This is a genomic window from Psychromonas sp. MME1 (genome assembly GCF_041080865.1).
GTDB lineage: Bacteria > Pseudomonadota > Gammaproteobacteria > Enterobacterales > Psychromonadaceae > Psychromonas.
The window spans coordinates 247,748-262,464 of sequence record NZ_CP160906.1 but is presented as its reverse complement, the minus strand read 5'-3'; the positions used below and the strand labels follow the sequence as shown (position 1 = coordinate 262,464).

Here is a 14,717-nt window from a genome sequence, read left to right as displayed (position 1 = left end):
TGCGACACAGAAAATGAAAAACTCAGTTAATTTAAGCAGTAAAACAGATCAGCTATCTATTCTAATCGGCACAACATCAGTTTCCGATTAATATATTATTTAATGACGCTAATAACCAAGGAGAGTGTGCAATGCAAAATGTCTTAACAGTAGTTTTAGCGGGTGGAATGGGCTCAAGATTATCACCACTAACGGATAATAGAGCCAAGCCTGCAGTCCCTTTTGGTGGAAAATATCGCATTATTGACTTTACATTAACAAACTGCCTCCACTCTGGATTAAGGCGTATACTGGTTTTAACACAATATAAATCCCATTCACTGCAAAAACATCTTCGTGATGGCTGGTCTGTTTTTAATCCTGAACTTGGAGAATATGTCACCTCTATTCCACCGCAAATGCGTAAAGGTGAACAATGGTATGGCGGAACGGCAGATGCCATTTATCAAAATATATGGCTACTTTCACGTAGTAATGCTAAATACGTCGTTGTACTGTCAGGGGATCATATCTACCGCATGGACTATGCTCCAATGCTTGCACAGCATCGCTTAAACAACGCCGATTTAACCATTGCCTGTATGGATGTACCTGGGAGAAGAAGCAAGTTCCTATGGCATCATGGAAATTAATAGTGACAAACGTATCATTGATTTTGTAGAAAAACCAAGCACCCCTCCAATCTCTCCGATCGACTCAACTAAGAGCCTTGCCTCAATGGGGATTTATATCTTTACCATGGATGCGCTAATTGATGCCCTAGAAAAGAATGCAGCAGATATAAATTCAAAAAATGATTTTGGCCATGACATTATTCCAAAATTAATCCAACGAGAAAGCGTTTACGCATACCGTTTTGGTGAAGAAAGTGGCCGAGTAAGCCAAGATGTTTACTGGCGCGATGTAGGCACTATTGACTCTTTTTATCAAGCTAACATGGATCTATTACAGCCCATTCCTCCTCTGGATTTATATCAACAAGATTGGGCTATTCGCACCTATGAACAACAACTTCCCCCCGCACGAACAGTCTCTTCGACGACAAAAAATTCAGGTCAATTGATAAACTCAATCATCTCAAATGGCGTCATCATTTCCGATGCTTCTGTATATCACTCAATCCTATCATCCAATGTACGCATTTTTGATAACTGCAGTATTTCCAATAGCATTGTCTTTGATAATGTAGAAATCGGCAAAGGATGCCAAATTCAAAACTGTATTATTGATAAAAATGTAAAAATTCCAGCCGGAACTCGTATTGGCTTTGATACGGCAGGGGATAAAAAACGTTACAAAATATCAGAAAAAGGAATTGTGGTCGTGCCAGAGGAGTATCAATTTACACTGTAGCACCATGGTAAGGCAAGAAAATAGCACCCATTTTCGTTGTTATAAAATATCTATTTAAACTTAAACTAGCATGGTGGTACGCTTTTTCTTGCTAACATTGCACATTGAAGTAGCATGGGGAAAAAGGGATTAATCCTTTAAAAAGGACTGCCATGATTCAATCAAAGCAAGGAAGTCTTCTAAACCACAGGCGGCTTCTATTTCAGCATCATAAAAATGTAAGTCCCCTTCCAAATCAACATCATCGTGATCATTTAATAGACTGTGATTGATAACCAAGGCTTCATCCTGTGTAAGCAGTAATATAAACTCACTTCCCGTAAGTTTATATTCACTTATCTGGCGTTGCTGTAAAGCCGATAATTTTAGCAACAAAGCATCCACCCAATTTAATGACTGCCCTTCTTGTTCTAGCCAAGTAGCAAAAGCCTCATGACCCATGGATATTTTAACGGTTGCCTGTTCACTAATAAAATCTTTTCTAAATTCGAATTCCATACCATCCCGATCTAATTGTGGCGTTTAAAAATCACTTTCAACAGTTCCACTCTATCTCAAAAAACAAAGATAAAGTGGAAATGGAAGAACCTTTGCAACTATCATTTATCAGCTTAATGCGAGTGATTTTACATAATCGAAGATAATACCACCTGAGCCATTATCATATGAAACAACCACGCTACCACCATCTTGTAACTCTCCAAATAAGATCTCATTTGCCAGTGGTTTTTTCAATTTTTCTTGAATCAATCGAGCCATTGGACGAGCACCCATGGCACGATTGTAACCTTGTTCCGCCAGCCATTTACGGGCACTTTCACTGACCTCTAAAGAGATATGCTTTTTATCTAACTGAGCTTGCAACTGAACTATAAATTTATCCACAACTTGATAGATAACTTCAATTTCAAGATGGTTAAACCAGATAACATTATCAAGACGATTACGGAATTCAGGAGAAAAGACTTTTTTAATTTCATCCATTGCTTGATGATTATCTTGTTGAGTTTTAAAACCTATATTCTGTTTGATGGATTCGCGCGCACCGGCATTGGTGGTCATCACCAAAACAATATTTCTAAAATCAGCTTTACGGCCATTACTATCCGTTAACGTACCATGATCCATTACCTGCAATAGAATGTTGTAAATATCAGAGTGGGCTTTTTCTATCTCATCTAATAGCAATACCGCATAAGGATGTTTGACCACCGCATCGGTTAATAACCCAGCTTGCTCATAGCCAACATAACCAGGAGGCGCCCCTATTAAACGTGAAATCGTATGTTTTTCCATATATTCTGACATATCAAAACGTAATAGCTGTACTCCCATCGCTTTCGCTAATTGTTGCGTTACTTCGGTTTTACCAACCCCCGTGGGCCCAGCAAAAAGGAAAGAACCAATTGGTTTTGACTCTTCAGAAAGACCAGAACGATTTAAGTGAATAGCATTAGTTAATGCGTCAATCGCATCATCTTGACCAAACACGGTCATTTTTAAACGCTCTGGTAATTTGGCTAATTGATCTTTTATCTGAGCTATTGACCGATTTTTGTGGAATACGGGCAATTTTAGCAACGATATTTTCAATTTCGAATACACCAATTGTTTTTTTTCGCTTACTCGCAGGCAACAAACGCATTTGTGACCCTGCCTCATCAATCACATCTATCGCTTTATCGGGAAGGTGACGATCATTAATATATTTTGCACTAAGTTCAGCAGCCGCTTTTAATGCTTTGTTAGTGTAACGAATCTGATGATGCTCTTCATAACGAGACCGTAAACCTAGTAGGATAAGAGCCGTCTCTTCGACCGAGGGCTCAAGCACATCGACTTTTTGGAAGCGTCGACTTAATGCATGCTCTTTTTCAAAAATTTGTCCGAACTCTTTATAGGTAGTAGAGCCAATGCAGCGTAACTTGCCACCGCTCAACAACGGTTTTAATAGATTAGCCGCATCAAGTTGCCCCCCCGTCGCCGCCCCCGCCCCAATAATGGTATGGATCTCATCAATAAACAGAATAGCATTATCCTGTTTTTCTAATTTGCCTAAAACCGTTTTAAAACGCTGTTCAAACTCCCCTCTATATTTGGTACCAGCTAGCAACGCCCCCATATCTAGTGCGTATATAATATTATCTTCAATAACATCAGGAACATTCTGATTAACAATACGGTAAGCTAATCCTTCTGCTATAGCTGTTTTACCGACACCGGCTTTCCCCGACCAATAAAGGGTTATTTTTACGTCGGCGGCAAAGAATTTGCACACAGCGCTCAACCTCGGCATCCCGACCAATAAGCGGATCAATACTGCCAGCGGCCACCTGTTCATTTAAATTGATCGTGAAGGGCATTTCGTCATTGCTTTCGGCAACCACGCTCTCTAGATTATCTTCTTCGCGTATTGGCTCTATGCTTGGCACTCCTGATTTGCTTATACCATGGGCAATAAAGTTGACAACATCTAAACGAGATAAATGGGCTTTTTTTAAATAATAGACAGCCTGTGACTCTTGTTCACTAAAAATAGCAACTAACACACTCGCAGCTGAAACCTCGTTATTTCCCGATGACTGGACATGAAAAATGGCACGTTGCAACACCCGCTCAAAGGCGATCGTTGGTTGAATTTCAATTTGCTGTAATTGCACCTCAGGGATCGCAGGCAGTGTTTCAAGAAAACTATTAATTTCGATATTCAGTGACACTAGATCCACAGAGCAGGCCGTTAACAACGTTTTTATCTCGCCATTCTCTAATAACGCAAGTAATAAATGCTCAACCGTCATAAACTCATGAGATTTTTCAAAAGCAAAATGGAAAGCCAAATCTAAACTATTTTCTAACGCTTTATCTAACATAAAAATCTCCTAAATAGGGGATGACTATTCCTATAACCTGTATACTCATGACTCTTTTTCCATTGAACAACGTAAAGGATGTTCATTTTGTTGCGCGTAACGGCTGACCTGAGCAACTTTTGTTTCTGCTATCTCAGCTGTAAAAATGCCACAAACACCGACACCTTTATAATGAACATTAAGCATAACTTCAGTTGCCTTTTCATGGTTCAAACGGAAAAAACGTTGCAATACCTCAATCACAAAATCCATTGGCGTGTAGTCGTCATTATGCAGCAACACATTATATTTTGATGGAGGAACTAATTCTGTTTTAGAACGCTCTATCGTTGCCGATTCATGGCCTGTTTTAGTACTATTTTTATCGCTCATGTTTAAGTCTAGTCTTATTTACTAAAGTTAGGTGAAAATTAATATCTCGTCAAAAAACGATTTAAATCACAGGTTAATCGTTACTTTGCCAATGTGCAAATAGTAGCGATGGTTAAATCACAAAAATCGAATATTTGCCCCTAAGCAAACTTAATATTTTCAGCATTTTTTATGCCCTATCGCTTAAAAATAATAACTAAATAGAAAGCATTTGTCTGCAATCAAAAAATGTGTAAATTTTAATCAAAAGCACTTTTTATTTCCTATGTTTAATACTAAATATTGTATGGGAAGACCTATTCCTATGACCTTATACCAATTCGCATAATATTATGGTCATCGATTGTTGAGGAAAAATGATAGAGAGCAAAGCACATGGTTGAGTAATAGCGCAGGCTATTACGATTGAATGCAACGCTGTTATCTATTATTTGAACCAACAAGATAGATCCGGTACTTATGCGGATTAGTATTAACTAATAACCAATGGGAGGCATTATGAACATTATACCAAGAGAGCAATGGTTTAATATGAATCACTTCTTTGATGATTTATTTGAACATAATCAATTGTCTCACAAAAATGGTTTCTTTGAACCACGCGTTGATATCATTGATAAAGAGGATCACTACGTATTTATTGCAGACCTTCCCGGTGTCGCAAAAGAAGATGTTAATGTGCAATTTAATAATGGCCTATTAACAATGGAAGCGAAAATAAGCGAAGAAAGCAATTCCGAAACGGATAAAATCATCCGCAAAGAGAGAAGAATGGCTCCTTTAGCCGTACTATTAACTTAGGTGATAATATCGATTCTGGACAAATAAGCGCAGAGTTTCTTAATGGCGTATTGAAAGTGACTGCGCCTAAACAACAGAAACAATCAAAGGATACCGTTAAAATAGCTATTTCATAATCACCGAATGAAAAGAGGAAAAGGAGATTCCTCTTTTTATCAAACATCCTCAGGCAAAAAACTTCGTGTAACAAAACCGTCACAAAGGTGACATGACCGTGTCATCTTGATCCCTATAATGGGGCTAATCAACCGTTTTTTTTATTTCATCAGCGAAAACCAATCGCTCTGCCAATGAGGGCTTATTGACAGAGTAGTTGCAAAGTAATATCAATCAGGATATTTAATGTCAGAACAAACAGAAGAACTAGCTTTAAACCCGCTATTTAAAGAACAATTAGGTTTATTACAAAGCGCCACTAAAAGCGCATACAATATACAGCTTTCTGTCGATAAAATGATACACGACCCAAATTATCGGCAGACTGTATTAGATGAGTTAAGTGAACTAAATAATGCAACACTAAATCAATATATCCATGTTCTGCAACGTACCCCGGTTTACATAAAAAAAGCAAAAAAAGCATTTTCTTTACATGAATTACCTTCACTCAGCCCAGTCATGCCCGCCAAAAACAAGCCAAGTAAGAAACCACTCAGTTCTGAAAACATTGATGAAAAACCCTTTAACATTAAGGTGTTAATCGCTATTTCACTCTTATTTTTAATCACGTTCATTGCTTGGCAACAGGGCTATTTACATATTTCACTAAAACAACAAAACGGTTTACATAGACAAAGCGAATTACCACTTAACCACTCATATTCAAGCGCATTAACCACAGTTCAAGGTGCACATTTAATCGCAGATCAGCTCACTAGTGCGGCGATAAGTCATGTCAACGAACCTCAACCGCAGCCTGAGAAACTGACCCTGCCCAGTGAAGAACGAACGATCAGTTTACGATTACATGGTTCCAACACCATTGGTGAAAACCTAGCGCCAGCCCTACTGGAAGCCTATTTAAAAAATAAGGGCGTTAAAGAGATGCATTGGGTGCAAGGTGAAGCTCAAGTTGAACGAGAGCTGCAATATATTGAAGATAATAAGATTAAAGCAATTCAATTACATGCACATGGTTCAACCACTGGCTTCAAAGATTTATTTCAACGACAAGCTGATATCGCTATGTCATCACGAAAAATCAAAGAGAAAGAGAGAGTAGCATTACGCCCTAACAACGGCGACCTAGGATTAGCAAGCCAAGAATATATTATCGGTTTAGACGGATTAGCGATTATAGTCAACCCAACGAACCCTATAACTGGGCTGACAAATGATAAATTAGCTAAAATATTTTCAGGTGAAATAACGAATTGGTCTGAGTTAGGCGGTGCAGATAGCCCAATTAACCTCTATGCTCGCGATGAAAATTCAGGGACATGGGATACATTTAAAAATTTAGTATTAAAACCCAATCAACAAAAATTAGCCGATAACGCACGACGCTATGAATCTAGCAATGAACTTTCCGAACAAGTCGCCGGAGATACCAGTGCGATTGGATTTATTGGTTTACCCTATGTTAATAATAGCAAAAGCCTCGCCATCGCCGAGTCGCAAGGAAGTATTTCCATCTACCCAACACACTTTACAATCAGCACAGAAGATTACCCCCTTGCGCGACGCTTATACCTCTATCTTCCGGTCAATGGCAGTGATTTGGCAAAGGGCTTTGCGGACTTTGCTGCCTCCCATGACGGGCAAATAATCGTTGAAAATGAAGGGTTAATTTCACAAAACATTAAACTAGAGAGTGTCTATCCCATTAAAAGTGCCCCCGATGTTTACAACAATTATACCGATATTGCTAAACGTCTTTCAGTCAACTTCCGTTTTCAAACTAGCAGTGACGAGCTTGACAATAAGAGCAAACGGGATCTACCGCGATTAGTACAATATATGGAAAACAATCCGGGTAGACGCATCGCCTTAATGGGCTTTTCTGATGCTTTAGGCGATAGCGCTAAAAATATCAAACTTTCACTTGCACGCGCTAAAATGATTGAAAATGAGTTATTGGCAAGAGGAATTAGTGTCGTCGCTGTCGAAGGCTTTGGTGAACAAATGCCCATAGCCTCAAATAGCAACGCATTAGGTCGAAGTAAAAATCGACGCGTGGAAGTTTGGTTTTTTTAAAATTAACAGGAGATCAAGATGGACAGCCATATTATGCAAAAAATAGAAGTAACACTGATCACCCTATTTATGAGCTTTGACGGGCAACAATTAGAGATTAGTAAGCAAAACATTATGGCATCACAACGAAAATTGAGTGATGCAGTACAACAACTACTACTCTTTATGCAACAAAAAGAGATTGGCTATGAACCTTTTTTATCTAGCAAATGCCAGCCAATTATCGATTTTCAAGACGCTCCATTAGCGAAACAGCAAGCACTTTTTTTATGCGCAGATAAATTATATGATTTTTTTAACCGCATTCCCCTTGTCGAAGCGCATGTGCTCAACAATAAAATTCACACGGCACAACAAATTGCTCAACAAAACAAGCAATCGACACAGTTACAACAAACGCATATCGTGGAATTTAGCCATTATAAAAAACCATTATCTATCGCTGAGGTAGAAAAAATTATAAATCTAAAACAGTTTTTAGAGAGCAATGACAATGAAAGCTATCGGGATTATTTTTATCAACTTCATCAGGGAGAGCTAGCACTCGTGACCGATCCCAATAAGTATCAAAAACCGATGCTGCTATATAGCGAGTTATCACCGTTACAACAACTAACGGCACAGCAGCTAGTGAACGGATCGCGTCAAAAAAAGGCGATAATGCAGTAGAAAGTGAGAACAGATACTTATACCAATAAGCTTAAGATCTGATCTATCTTGTTGGTTAAAATAATAGAAAGCTGCATTGCATTCAATCGCAATAGCTAACGATTACTCAATTATGCGCCTTACTCTCCATCATTTTTCTTCAACAAGCCCAGATCACAATATTATGCAGAATAATGCAATTACCTACGGGATGATTAAAAAAAAGAGGTAACACCTTATAGGGGCGACCTCTTTTTATTATGAGAAATGAACTAATTAATAGACCTAAGGCTTTAAAATAACCTTAACTGAACTATCAAGATCAGCCTCATCAATATAACCTATCGCATTAGGATTTGCAGCGACAGCCGCTTTCATCGCAGACGCTGATGAGACCGTTGCAGGCGGATTTCCCTTACCGGTAAAAACTTGCTTCGACCAGAAGGCTTTTAACTGAGACTCTGATTTCCCCGTTACCACAGAGTGGAATTCAGTACGAGTTGCATCACCTTCATCTAGTTCATAAATCACCAGTGAAGTATCCCCTTTTCCTAAGAACAATTTTTTGGCTTCACCTAATGATATATCACTCGCGGCTGGATTACCTATAACCACCACCCCTGCTGAAACAGAGAAAACAACGCCAAATACGAGCGTTAATACTAATAATAATTGTTTCATTTTATCGCCCCTTAAAATACCGCGTCGAACTTAACTGTGTAGACAAATGTATCATCGAGCATGAATGAACCAGTCGCAGGATTATATTCATTACCAGATAAACCACCGGAGGTATCACCAAAATCAGTGGCATAGGTTAAATCAAATTTAATAGCCACATTATCAATAGCATCCCAACGAACACCTGCGCTATAAGCTGTTCTTTTATCATTTAATGCAAGATTTAGCGGCATTGAGGTTCTTTTGTCGTTGTCGGTAGTTTTCATGTAAGCGACCGTTGTATAGGGCGTAAATACATCAATACGATAACCTAATGTCAAATATCCTGACTCATGATCGGCAAGCAAGCCATCAACTTTTACTTTTGTCCATTCTGTAACAGCAAGGAATGAACCATTATCGTAACTACCACCGATTCCTGTAAATGTAGCTTGCTCATCTTCGACAGGTAAAGCCCCACCGAAGACAGCGCCATCTACATCAGCTTGTCCATATACAGCGCGGACAGTCCAGGTGAGATCAGTCCAGGCTGCACTCCCCCCTATTAAGTTAGAAAAATCTACATTAATACTATCTTCATTAACATTCGATTCACCACCAAAGGCTTGCAATGTTAAGGTTGAATCGTCAAATTCGATATCATAAGCAATATCACCACCTGTATATGAAGTAAAAATGACATGGTCATAAACTTCTTTTGGTGGACGGGCAAAGGGTTGAGCGTAGCCAACATCTAAGTAATCAGAATACATAAATAGAGGCACACGCAACTTACCACCTCGTACCTTTACACCATTATCCAAACGGTACGATAAATACGCCCATTCCGCTTTAACATCCCAATCATCTTCACCTTTCATCAGAAGCTGCAAAACAGCCTGAGTTTGATTATTGATATTAAAAGAGCCTTGAAAGCCCATTTTACTATCTTGAGAAAAATCGGCACTGGAGGTTGCGCCGTTATAACTGGCTCGATTATTTGAACTGATATAAGCACCACTGATAAATCCATTAAAATTAAATCTATCGACTAAACTATTGGTTTGGTGCGCTTGTAATGCCTTAACTTGTTGCTCTAATTGTGCAACTTTTGCATCCATCATTTCGTCAGCCATCCCTGAGACTGGCACGAAGGCAATAGAAATCGCCAGTGGTAACGTTTTCAAATTAAACTTCATTATGTAACTCCCTGTAATATTAATTATTATTTTTCTTATACTTTAAATTGATTGGTGATAATTTGTAGCTGTTGACTTACATTTTGAATATCGAAACTAATCCCTCCCATATCTTTAGTGGTTGTTTGTACTTTTTGTGAATTAGATTGAATGTCAGCAACATATTTTTGAATTAACACAGAGGTATTATTTTGCTCTTCAGTGGCAGCTGCAATCTGTTCGTTAACTTCGCTTATCGCACTGACTTTCATGTTAATGCTGGTTAATGCTGTTCCTGCTCGCATCGTTGATTCAACGCCATCATTTGCAGTTATCACACCATGCTGCATGGCTTGAACAGCTTGCTTCGATGATGTTCTAAGTTCCTGTAACACCTGCTGAATCTCTTGAGTCGACGCTTGAGTACGAGAAGCCAATGTTCTCACCTCATCAGCAACGACAGCAAAACCGCGCCCCTGTTCACCCGCTCTAGCAGCTTCAATTGCGGCGTTTAATGCAAGCAGATTAGTTTGATCCGCAATGCCTCTGATAGTGTCTAAAATATCATTAACATTGTTCGTAAAAGCATCGAGTTTATTGACGACTGCAGCGGTAGTTTGTACTTCACCTGCGAGTTGCTTAATTGTAGCCACCGCTTCATTAACCACTACGGAGCCATTTTGTGCTTCTTTATGGGCCTCATTCGCCTCATTAGAAGCATTGGCGGCGTACTCCGCGATATGCGTAACACTAATAAACATTTCATTCATCGCATGCGATATTTTTTCAATAGCGATATTTTGCTCATTTACGCTCAACTCACTATTTTTTGTCCCCTTTAATAAGGTATTTGATACCTCACTAAGGCTATCAGTCGTATTTTTAGTATCGGCGATTGAAGATTGCAATTTTGATACAAACTGATTAAACCAACGCACTAATTCAGCTATTTCATCTTTACCGTCATACTGAATACGCGAACGTAAATCACCCTCACCTTCGGATATATTTTGTAATGACATAGTGACACTTGACAGTGTAGAGGTAATTGAGCGATTAACTAAAAATCCCACTAAAATCATTAATAACGTAGCGATAACAGCAATTATCATCATGGACATTTGCGCACTATCAGATTCAGTATTGGTAATTTCAATACTTTGAGTAAAAAGGTCTTGAAACTCTCTTAGATTACTCGCAAAGTTTTTAACCAAACTCTGGTAGCGCTCTGCATTACTAGCTGCTTGTGCTTTAATCGCATTAAAATCCACGTCATCAGCTAAAAAAGCACTAACTAATAATTCTGCATTTTTATGGTAAGTTACTACGTCTTTTTTTACTTGCTGCATGGTATTGGTTTTTTCTGGCAATAACTGACCAATTTGATCTAAGTTAGTACTAATCTGATCGACCATTTTTTTTACGGTTTGTAAATTTTCTTCTTCACCCGTCGTTACCGTTGACTGAATAATCTGATCTAATTGAATGAGTAACCCTTCATTGATCGTCGCAAGATTGAGCACCGGATAAAGTTGATTTTGCAGAGCGTTTAACCTAGCTGCATTATTTGCAGTAGTCATGTTATTAATAATGACTGAAATGATAAAGGAGGCTAATGCAACAAACGTTATCATGTTAATACGGTGTTTAATTTTTAAATTTGAAATTTTCATTTTTCACCATTACTTCGTCCATAAAATATGAGGGTACTGTAATGTATAAATCATTTTTTAGGAAGTTAGAGGTAAAAAAAAACCGTGCTATAGAGAATTTATGACATGTAAATTAGAATTTATGATATGTAAGTTAGCATTCGTTGACCAAGCCAGCGGAATTTCAAACACGAATACCTAATGACTTACATAGCTCCCCTCATCTTTAAGGTTTATACTTTCTCAAAGCGATGTACGACTTGATTACTACTGCCTCGCCACTGCAAGTTTGGATCGGCAAGCTCCTTAATAAACTTACCATCTACCAGCACATCAATCAGCGCAATAATTTCTTGCTGTTGTGGATTAAGTTCCGCTAATGTATAGCCAGTCCATAGCCATATATTTTTATCGACACACTCATTTTTAACACGCTTAATCAATGCCAAAACCTGTTCGATATTTGCTGGATGCAGAGGATCACCACCGGAGAGGGTTAACCCCGCTCTTTTTATGCGTGTGTCATTAAGGTCTTGAATTATCTGATCAGCCAACTGCTCGGTAAACAACTCCCCAGCGTCGGGCGAGAGGGTTGACTGATTATAACAACCTTTACAGTGATGAATACACCCAGAGACAAATAGTGTACAACGCGTACCTTCACCATTGAGTACATCAAGCGGATAATATTTACTGTAATTCATACCGGCGAATTCCTAAAAGCAAAACACCCCACGTTAAGCGAGGTGTTTTTATCTTGCTGTTATTAAATATAAAATTTAAAGGTGTTTAACGCGACGCTTCACTTCTTCTTGCTTGCCTTCATTAAATGGGCGCGCATCGGGGCTACCTAGGTAGCCACATACACGGCGTGTTACCGCCACTTTTTCAGAGTCGGAGTTACCACAACTAGGGCATACAAACCCTTTACTGGTACAGTCAAATTCGCCATGGAATCCACACTCATAACACTCATCAATGGGGGTGTTAGTACCGTAATAAGGGACGCGTGAATAGCTGTAATCCCAAACGTCTTCTAACGCTTTAAGGTTATGTTGCATATTTGGATATTCGCCATAACAGATGAATCCACCGCTAGCAATCGCAGGGTATGGCATCTCAAAATCAAGTTTATCATATGGATTCGCGATTTTTTCAACATCCAAATGGTAACTATTTGTATAATAGCCTTTATCGGTCACCCCATCTAAAACACCAAATTGCTTCGCATCTAAGCGGCAGAAACGGTCACATAAATTTTCTGAAGGCGTTGAGTATAGACTAAAGCCATAGCCAGTTTCCGCAGTCCAACGTTTAGTCGCCTCTTTTAAATAACTAATGACAGCAAGTGCTTTTTGTTGTTTTTCAGTGTTATCAAATAGGTGATCATCTGTACCGTACAATGCATTAATTGTTTCATGTAAACCGATGTAGCCCAATGAAATAGAAGCGCGGCCATTTTTAAATATATCGGCAACACAATCATTGGCTTTTAAACGTACCCCACAGGCACCTTCCATATAAAGGATAGGAGCAACACTGGCTTTCACTTCCGACAACCTTTCAATACGCGTATCTAATGCTTTTTTCGCCAAGGCTAAACGACTATCTAATAATTTGTAGAACTGTTCTTCATCACAGCCAGATTCAAGAGCAACACGAGGTAAGTTAACACTTACAACGCCAAGATTATTACGACCATCATGGATCAGCTCATCATTTTCTTTATAGGCATCCAAGAAACTGCGGCATCCCATTGGGGTTTTAAATGACCCAGTGACTTCCACCACTTTATCGAAATTCAAAATATCTGGGTACATCCGTTTTGAGGCACATTCCAATGCCAATTGTTTAATATCGTAGTTGGGATCGCCCTGTTTATGGTTAACCCCCTCTTTAATCGCAAATACCAATTTAGGGAAAATGGCGGTTTTGCGATTTTTACCCAAACCAGCGATACGAATTTTAAAGATTGACTCTTGAATTAAACGCGCTTCCCAACTGGTGCCCAATCCTAAACCAAAGGTAACAAAAGGCGTTTGACCATTAGCCGTATGTAAGGTATTCACCTCATACTCGAGTGACTGGAAGGCGTCATAGCACTCTTTTTCTGTCTGTTCAGCAGCATAGTTTTGCGGCTCGGCAATATTCCACTTATTAGCTATCACAAGATGTTTTTTATAACTCATGCTGACATAGGGTGCGAGCGTAGTATCAATCCCATTAATAGTGGTTCCACCATAAATGTGGCTAGCCACCTGTGCAATAATTTGTGCCGTAACAGCCGTCGCCGTTGAAATTGATTTTGGCTCCTCAATTTCAGCATTGCCCATTTTAAAGCCCTGCGTAAACATCCCCTTTATATCGATCAACATACAGTTAAACATTGGGAAAAAAGGCGCATAATCTAAATCGTGATAATGTAATTCACCTTTATCGTGCGCACGCACCACATCGCGAGGTAATATATAAGATTTAGCATAATGCTTAGCGACAATCCCCGCTAAGAGGTCGCGCTGGGTCGGGATAACTTTACTATCTTTATTGGCGTTTTCATTTAGTAATGCGGCATTGCTTTGCTCAATCAACCCATAAATCTCACTATTTAAGTGACTTTTACGTTCACGGGCAATGTCTCTATCGTGACGATATTCAATGTAAACACGGGCTAATTCACTATGCCCACTTTTCATTAAACAAACTTCAACGGCATCTTGAATATCATGAATATCTACTTCAACCTGCCCCTGCAATTGCAACTCGACTTCCGCTGCAATGGCAAAAGCGTCAACGCCTTTACAACGCGCTGCGCCCGATGCTTTTAAGATAGCTTCCGCTATACGCAAGGAATTAAATGGTACTTGACTTCCATCTCGTTTAATTACAACAGGTTTCATCACAACGCTCCAAAATCACCAGCAACATACTATATATTGTGGGTGCGCATGATACATAACACTAGATATTGAGCCTTGATATAAATCAAT

11 protein-coding genes and 2 pseudogenes are annotated in these 14,717 nt (G+C 39.0%); 5 read left to right on the top strand and 8 right to left on the bottom strand.

Translation table 11 applies throughout. The annotated features are described in order from the left end of the window. The first annotated feature begins 131 nt into the window (after nt 1-131). Nucleotides 132-632, top strand: coding sequence for a sugar phosphate nucleotidyltransferase (locus tag AB2N10_RS01165; protein ID WP_369434197.1), 501 nt, complete (start codon nt 132-134; stop codon nt 630-632). After that, a complete protein-coding gene (locus tag AB2N10_RS01160) occupies nt 622-1,353 on the top strand; it encodes a sugar phosphate nucleotidyltransferase (RefSeq protein WP_369434196.1) in 732 nt (243 codons plus the stop codon). The genes AB2N10_RS01165 and AB2N10_RS01160 overlap by 11 nt, the downstream gene beginning before the upstream one ends. Nucleotides 1,354-1,482: 129 nt before the next feature. On the opposite strand, the gene AB2N10_RS01155 is transcribed toward AB2N10_RS01160, so the two are convergent. The 3 genes and pseudogenes from AB2N10_RS01155 to clpS form a co-directional block, all read right to left on the bottom strand. Then, a complete protein-coding gene (locus AB2N10_RS01155; protein WP_354624731.1) occupies nt 1,483-1,851 on the bottom strand; it encodes a YacL family protein in 369 nt (122 codons plus the stop codon). Between the two features lie 108 nt (nt 1,852-1,959). Next, nucleotides 1,960-4,223 (bottom strand): annotated as a pseudogene (gene clpA / locus AB2N10_RS01150) (ATP-dependent Clp protease ATP-binding subunit ClpA). Between the two features lie 45 nt (nt 4,224-4,268). Continuing rightward, nucleotides 4,269-4,595, bottom strand: coding sequence for an ATP-dependent Clp protease adapter ClpS (gene clpS / locus AB2N10_RS01145; protein ID WP_354624729.1), 327 nt, complete (start codon nt 4,593-4,595; stop codon nt 4,269-4,271). Nucleotides 4,596-5,081: 486 nt separating this feature from the next. Between clpS and AB2N10_RS01140 the strand changes: the two are divergent. The 3 genes and pseudogenes from AB2N10_RS01140 (at nt 5,082) to AB2N10_RS01130 (ending at nt 8,261) form a co-directional block, all read left to right on the top strand. Continuing rightward, nucleotides 5,082-5,512: pseudogene (locus AB2N10_RS01140) on the top strand (Hsp20/alpha crystallin family protein). Nucleotides 5,513-5,738: 226 nt separating this feature from the next. Beyond that, a complete protein-coding gene (locus AB2N10_RS01135) occupies nt 5,739-7,592 on the top strand; it encodes a phosphate ABC transporter substrate-binding/OmpA family protein (protein WP_354624727.1) in 1,854 nt (617 codons plus the stop codon). Nucleotides 7,593-7,610: 18 nt separating this feature from the next. Further along, entirely contained in the window at nt 7,611-8,261 is a 651-nt protein-coding gene (locus AB2N10_RS01130) for a hypothetical protein (protein WP_354624726.1), read from the top strand. Between the two features lie 264 nt (nt 8,262-8,525). Here the strand turns inward: AB2N10_RS01130 and AB2N10_RS01125 are convergent, their stop codons facing one another. The 5 genes from AB2N10_RS01125 to nrdD all read right to left on the bottom strand — a co-directional run bounded on the left by AB2N10_RS01125 (nt 8,526) and on the right by nrdD (nt 14,627). Further along, the gene (locus AB2N10_RS01125; RefSeq protein ID WP_354624725.1) at nt 8,526-8,921 is read right to left on the bottom strand and encodes a phosphate ABC transporter substrate-binding protein; all 396 of its coding nucleotides are present in this window, start codon (nt 8,919-8,921) and stop codon (nt 8,526-8,528) included. A gap of 11 nt (nt 8,922-8,932) precedes the next feature. Further along, nucleotides 8,933-10,099 (bottom strand): hypothetical protein, encoded by a 1,167-nt coding sequence (locus tag AB2N10_RS01120; RefSeq protein WP_369434195.1) that lies wholly within the window; start codon nt 10,097-10,099, stop codon nt 8,933-8,935. Nucleotides 10,100-10,134: 35 nt separating this feature from the next. Next, nucleotides 10,135-11,751, bottom strand: coding sequence for a methyl-accepting chemotaxis protein (locus tag AB2N10_RS01115; RefSeq protein WP_354624722.1), 1,617 nt, complete (start codon nt 11,749-11,751; stop codon nt 10,135-10,137). 212 nt (nt 11,752-11,963) lie between these two features. After that, nucleotides 11,964-12,434 (bottom strand): anaerobic ribonucleoside-triphosphate reductase-activating protein, encoded by a 471-nt coding sequence (gene nrdG / locus AB2N10_RS01110; protein ID WP_354624721.1) that lies wholly within the window; start codon nt 12,432-12,434, stop codon nt 11,964-11,966. A 75-nt stretch (nt 12,435-12,509) separates the two neighbouring features. Continuing rightward, complete coding sequence (gene nrdD / locus AB2N10_RS01105) at nt 12,510-14,627, bottom strand: anaerobic ribonucleoside-triphosphate reductase (protein WP_354624720.1); 2,118 nt, start codon at nt 14,625-14,627, stop codon at nt 12,510-12,512. Nucleotides 14,628-14,717: the final 90 nt, after the last annotated feature.

Bases quoted from the DNA above. Each gene is read 5' to 3' on its own strand.
- AB2N10_RS01120 (WP_369434195.1), bottom strand. From the start codon at position 10,099: ATGAAGTTTAATTTGAAAACGTTACCACTGGCGATTTCTATTGCCTTC.
- AB2N10_RS01165 (WP_369434197.1), top strand. From the start codon at position 132: ATGCAAAATGTCTTAACAGTAGTTTTAGCGGGTGGAATGGGCTCAAGA.
- AB2N10_RS01155 (WP_354624731.1), bottom strand. From the start codon at position 1,851: ATGGAATTCGAATTTAGAAAAGATTTTATTAGTGAACAGGCAACCGTT.
- AB2N10_RS01135 (WP_354624727.1), top strand. From the start codon at position 5,739: ATGTCAGAACAAACAGAAGAACTAGCTTTAAACCCGCTATTTAAAGAA.
- AB2N10_RS01130 (WP_354624726.1), top strand. From the start codon at position 7,611: ATGGACAGCCATATTATGCAAAAAATAGAAGTAACACTGATCACCCTA.
- clpS (WP_354624729.1), bottom strand. From the start codon at position 4,595: ATGAGCGATAAAAATAGTACTAAAACAGGCCATGAATCGGCAACGATA.
- nrdD (WP_354624720.1), bottom strand. From the start codon at position 14,627: ATGAAACCTGTTGTAATTAAACGAGATGGAAGTCAAGTACCATTTAAT.
- nrdG (WP_354624721.1), bottom strand. From the start codon at position 12,434: ATGAATTACAGTAAATATTATCCGCTTGATGTACTCAATGGTGAAGGT.
- AB2N10_RS01160 (WP_369434196.1), top strand. From the start codon at position 622: ATGGAAATTAATAGTGACAAACGTATCATTGATTTTGTAGAAAAACCA.
- AB2N10_RS01125 (WP_354624725.1), bottom strand. From the start codon at position 8,921: ATGAAACAATTATTATTAGTATTAACGCTCGTATTTGGCGTTGTTTTC.
- AB2N10_RS01115 (WP_354624722.1), bottom strand. From the start codon at position 11,751: ATGAAAATTTCAAATTTAAAAATTAAACACCGTATTAACATGATAACG.